Here is a 4709-nt window from a genome sequence, read left to right as displayed (position 1 = left end):
GCGTGCCGCGGCTCCCGGTCGCACGACCGGAGGCCGTGGCACGCCGGGCGGGGTCTGCCGAGCCGTACGTGCCGTCTCACCGGGACGTGCGTGTCCGTAGCCGATTCCGCAGCCGCCCCCGTGGCGGCAGTTCGCAGCAGTGAGGGAAGACAGCAGGATGACCACCGTCAACACCGGCGCGCCGGGTGCCGCCGACGAACCGACCGGGCAGCACGCTGCCGCCACCGTCGACCAGCGGGCGGCTGACGTCCGCCCCGTCCGTCCCGTCCGTCCCTCGCGGGTCGCGCGGGTGCGCCGGGGGATAGGCATGGTGGCCGTGATCGTGGCCGGTGCGGGTGTGATCGGCGTCGGCCCCGGCGTCAGCCCCGCGGCCGCCGAGTCGGCACCGGCGCACGCCGGGTGGGACGGCTCGCGGTACTGGTTCAAGAACAGTCAGGGGCAGTGGCGCTGGACCACGCACTACGACGTGTACGTGGCGCGGACAGGGGGCGGATCCTCCTCCGCGGCGAAGTCCCCGTCGACGGGTGCGAAGTCGAGCGGCGGGATCAAGCAGGGGTGGGACGGGTCGCGGTACTGGTTCAAGAACAGCAAGGGGGAGTGGCGCTGGACCACGCACTACGACGTGTACGTGGCGCGGACGGGCGGCGGGTCCCCGTCGTCGTCCGGATCGTCCGGATCATCCGGATCATCCGGATCGTCCGGGTCGTCCTCGTCGGGTTCGTCGGGCTCGGCCGCCGGCGCGGTGGCGGGTGACCAGGGCATCGAGTCCGCCGTGCAGTTCGCGCTGAGCCAGCTGGGCAAGCCGTTCCGGACCGCGGGCAACGGGCCGGACGGGTACGACTGCTCGGGCCTCGTGCAGCAGGCCTTCCGGCGCGGCGGGGTGGACCTGCCGCGGGTGGCCAACGACCAGTACGCGGCGACCACGCCCATCAGTGCCGGCCAGCTGCGCCGGGGCGACCTGCTGTTCTGGTCTCCCAACGGCACCAAGCGGGGCATCCAGCACGTGGCGATCTACCTGGGCAACAACCAGTACGTCGAGGCGGCGCGGCCGGGGACGCTGATCCGGATCTCGGGGATCAGCAGCGGCTACTACCCGTCGTACATGGGTCGGCCGTAGGCCGAGTGCTAGACAAGTGGGCGGGGGCGTTCGGGAGTTGTGGCCCGGGTGCCCCTGTTCGGGGTGGGCTGGGCCCGCCCGGCCGGTCTGGTCCGCCCGGCCCGCCCGGCGCCGTCGGGCAGTGGCTGGTCAGAGGTCGGTCGGGCGGGGGAGGGCGCCACGGGCGCCCAGGGCGGTGACGGCGAACGCGCCGGCGGCCACGGCGGTGGCGGCCGCGGCGGGGAGGGAGGCGCCGCGGGCGAGTCCGGCGGCGAGGGCGCCGCAGAAGACGTCGCCGGCACCGGTGGTGTCGACGACCTGGACGGCGGGGGCGGGGAGTCGGGCCGACCGTCCCTCGGTGGCGACCAGCGCGCCCTCGCCGCCGAGGGTGAGCACGACGCCGTCGGCGCGGCGGGCGAGGGCCCGGGCCGCCTCCTCGACGGTGGGGGCGCCGGTCAGCTGGCGGGCCTCGACGGCGTTGGCGACGAGCAGGGGGCGGCGCCCCGTCGGACCGGTGTCGGGGAGCGAGCCGGCCGGGGCGGCGTTGTGCACCCAGTGGGTGCCGTCGGCCGGCAGGGCGGCGGCGGTCGCGCGGATGCACTCCTCGGGGACCTCGCCGCTGGTGAGGAGCACGTCGACGGGGAGCAGGTGCAGGCGGGCGAGTGCGGCGGTGACCTCGGCGGCGGTCAGGTGGGCGTTGGCGCCGGGGACGACGACGATGCTGTTCTCGCCGACGGGGTCGACCATGACGATCGCCTGCCCGGTCGGCGCGTCGGGGTGGGTGAGCACGGAGCCCGTCTCGACCTCCGCGCCGCGCAGGTCGGTGAGCGCGGCTTCGCCGTCGGCGTCGCGTCCGACCTTCGCGACCAGGTGGACGGCGGCGCCCATGCGCGCCGCCGCCACCGCCTGGTTCGCGCCCTTGCCGCCGAACCCCTGGGTGGCGGCGGTGGCGAGGACGGTCTCGCCGGGGGCGGGGAGGACGGGGCAGCGGAGGATGCGGTCGGCGTTGACCGAGCCGATGACGATGACGCGGCCGACTGGGAGCAGCTTCATCGTTCCTCTGTACGTGCTGGGGGGCGCGCGGCGCAAGCGGGCGCTGGGGGGCGCGCGAGGGGCGCGGGGAAGAATATGTCGACCGGTCTACTGAATTATGCAGACCGGTCTAGAGATTGCCGGGAGAAATCTGTCGGTCGGTCTACATAGTCGGGTGGAGGGGGTGATGCGAGGTGATCTGGGGTGATGATGGCGCACGGGAAGTCGGGCAGGCCGACTTTCTGTGCGCGCAGGGTGTGAGCAGGGTGCAACTTTGATGTAGACCGGTCTACATATTTCTCCCGGAAGGCGGCTGGCCTGGGCACATGCCCCTGTCAAGGGGCGGGGTGGGGCGCAACGGCGGGCGCGGCGGGGAGGTATGGGGAGCGGCGTGGCGCGGGTACCACCACGGGTGGCGCTGGTTCGGCCGACGGGGGCGCTGCCCGGTGCGAACGGCATCGGGGCAAGTCGAGGGCAGGGGACGTTGTGATCGTCTGGGTCAATGGCACATTCGGGGCGGGCAAGACGAGTGCCTGCCGCGAGCTGGTGGAACTGCTGCCCGGGAGCGTGCTCTTCGATCCCGAGCTGGTGGGCTTCGGCCTGCGCCGGATGCTCCCGGCCGACCGGCTGGCGACGGTGTCCGACTTCCAGGACCTGGCGGCCTGGCGCCGGCTCGTCCCCGAGACGGCGGCCGCGCTGCTCAGTGAGGTCGCGGGCCCGCTGGTGGTCCCGATGACCCTGCTCAGGGAGGACTACCGGGACGAGATCTTCGGCGACCTCGCCTCCCACGGCATAGCGGTGCACCACTTCGTCCTGGACCCAGAAGAAACGATCCTGCGTCACCGCATCGCCCACCGCGACGAGTGCCCGGGAGATCCGGAGGCCAGCGAGCGGGTCCGCATGTGGTGCTTCGAGCACGTGGCCCGCTACCGGGCCGCCCGGCGCTGGCTGGTCGAGGACGCCCGGATGCTCGACACCAGCGAGCTCACCCCCCGCGAGACCGCCCACCGGATCGCCGAACTGGTCCGCGTCGGCGCCGCCCGCTGCCCCATCGTCCAGACCCCCGACCCGACCGGGGACACCGTGGCCTCCGCCGTCCTGTTCTTCGACGAACAGGACCGCGTCCTGCTGGTCGACCCGGTCTACAAACCCGACTGGGACTTCCCCGGAGGCGTGGTCGAACGCGGTGAGGCCCCCACCGACGCGGCCCTGCGCGAGACCGCCGAGGAACTGGGCCTGCGGCTCGACCCGACCGGGCTGCGCCTGCTCGCCGTCGACTGGGAGCCGCGCACCGGCCCGCGCCGCGGCGGCCTGCGCCTGATGTACGACGGCGGCCAACTGGACGCCGCCGCCCGCCAGAACCTGCTGCTCCAGGCGGAGGAGCTGCGCGACTGGCGCTTCGTCACCCTGGACGAGGCCGCCGACCTGCTGCCCCCGAGCCGCTACCGCCGCCTCGCCGCCGCCCTGGACGCCCGCCGCAGCGGCGAGTTGCGCTACCTGGAGGCGGGCCGCCGGGTCGCGCTCGGCCTGGCCAGCACGGCGGACGCGGCGTAGCCGCCCGGGACGCGTGACGAGCCCGGGTGCCGGGCGGTCCAGAGGTGTTGGCCGCTGTCCCCGGGCGTTGGCCGCCCCCCCCAGGCGTTGGCCGCCGCCCCTGGGCGTTGGCTGATGGCCCGGCAGGGGCGGGAGGATGGGGGGCATGCCGTTCACACTGAGCCACCCCGCCGCCGTCCTGCCCCTGCTGCGTGCCGCCGGGGAGCGCGGGCCGCTGGTCGCCTCGGCGTTGGTCGCCGGATCGATGGCGCCCGACGTCCCGTTCTTCGCCGAGTCGCTGCTGCCCGGGGTGTACGGCCACGGCGGTCTGACGCACCGCTGGTGGGCCGTGCCGACGCTGGACGTGGCGATCGCGGGCGCGCTGGTGGCCGGTTGGCACGGTCTGCTGCGCGCGCCGCTGGTGGCGCTGCTGCCCGACCGGTGGGCGGGCGCGGCCGAGGCACTGACGGTCCGGCGGCCCGCCGGAGGTGGGGCGGGTACGGGGGCGGCGTGGTTCGCGGCGTCGGCGGCGATCGGTGCGGCCACCCACGTCGGCTGGGACGCGTTCACCCACGAGGGCCGGCTGGGTGTCCGGCTGCTGCCGGTGCTGGACCGGGAGGTGGCCGGGGTTCCGCTCTACTCGGCGCTGCAGTACGGCAGTTCGGCGCTGGCCCTGGCCGCGATGGCGGGCTGGGCGGTGCGGGCGGTGCGGGGCGTGGAGCCGGTCCGCCCGGCCGTGGCACTCGCTCCCCGGGCGCGCCGGGCCGCCGTCGCGGCCCTGGGCGCGGCGACGGCGGCCGGAGTGCTGCACCGGCTGGCCCCGCTGCGGCGGAACCTGATCCCGGAGTTCTGCTTCGGCGCCGGAGCCGGGCTCGCGGTGGGCGCGGTCGGTTACGCGGTGGTGACGGGTGCCGCCCGCAGGTTCCGGGGCGGGCGGCCGGTGCCGGGGGGCGGCCCCGGGGGGGCCCCGGCCACACCGCCGGGGAACCAGCCCGGATAGGGGGGTAGGGGGTGGGGAAGGGGCACCGTGTGGGGCACAACCGGCACT

Annotated in this window: 4 protein-coding genes; 3 read left to right on the top strand and 1 reads right to left on the bottom strand. The window is 75.2% G+C overall.

Going from position 1 to position 4709, the window contains the following annotated elements; all coding sequences use genetic code 11:
* Positions 1-157 precede the first annotated feature (157 nt).
* Positions 158-1117, top strand: coding sequence for a C40 family peptidase (locus ACFV61_RS25790; RefSeq protein ID WP_380494120.1), 960 nt, complete (start codon positions 158-160; stop codon positions 1115-1117).
* Between the two features lie 129 nt (positions 1118-1246).
* Here ACFV61_RS25790 and ACFV61_RS25785 read toward each other — a convergent pair whose 3' ends face one another.
* Positions 1247-2149 carry a PfkB family carbohydrate kinase gene (locus ACFV61_RS25785; protein ID WP_380494118.1) on the bottom strand — a complete coding sequence of 301 codons (903 nt, stop codon included), beginning with the start codon at positions 2147-2149 and terminating at the stop codon, positions 1247-1249.
* A 465-nt stretch (positions 2150-2614) separates the two neighbouring features.
* Between ACFV61_RS25785 and ACFV61_RS25780 the strand changes: the two genes are divergently transcribed.
* Complete coding sequence (locus tag ACFV61_RS25780; protein ID WP_063350148.1) at positions 2615-3682, top strand: NUDIX hydrolase; 1068 nt, start codon at positions 2615-2617, stop codon at positions 3680-3682.
* Between the two features lie 145 nt (positions 3683-3827).
* Entirely contained in the window at positions 3828-4661 is an 834-nt protein-coding gene (locus tag ACFV61_RS25775) for a DUF4184 family protein (RefSeq protein WP_380494116.1), read from the top strand.
* Positions 4662-4709: the final 48 nt, after the last annotated feature.

The sequence above is a fragment of the Kitasatospora sp. NPDC059817 genome, assembly GCF_042731835.1.
Classification (GTDB): domain Bacteria; phylum Actinomycetota; class Actinomycetes; order Streptomycetales; family Streptomycetaceae; genus Kitasatospora.
The sequence above is the reverse complement of the archived record's forward strand: the minus strand, read 5'-3'. Positions and strand labels throughout refer to the sequence as shown.

What these genes read in the sequence shown, in the direction of transcription:
- ACFV61_RS25775 (WP_380494116.1), top strand. Translation starts at nt 3,828, where the DNA reads ATGCCGTTCACACTGAGCCACCCCGCCGCCGTCCTGCCCCTGCTGCGT.
- ACFV61_RS25790 (WP_380494120.1), top strand. Translation starts at nt 158, where the DNA reads ATGACCACCGTCAACACCGGCGCGCCGGGTGCCGCCGACGAACCGACC.
- ACFV61_RS25785 (WP_380494118.1), bottom strand. Translation starts at nt 2,149, where the DNA reads ATGAAGCTGCTCCCAGTCGGCCGCGTCATCGTCATCGGCTCGGTCAAC.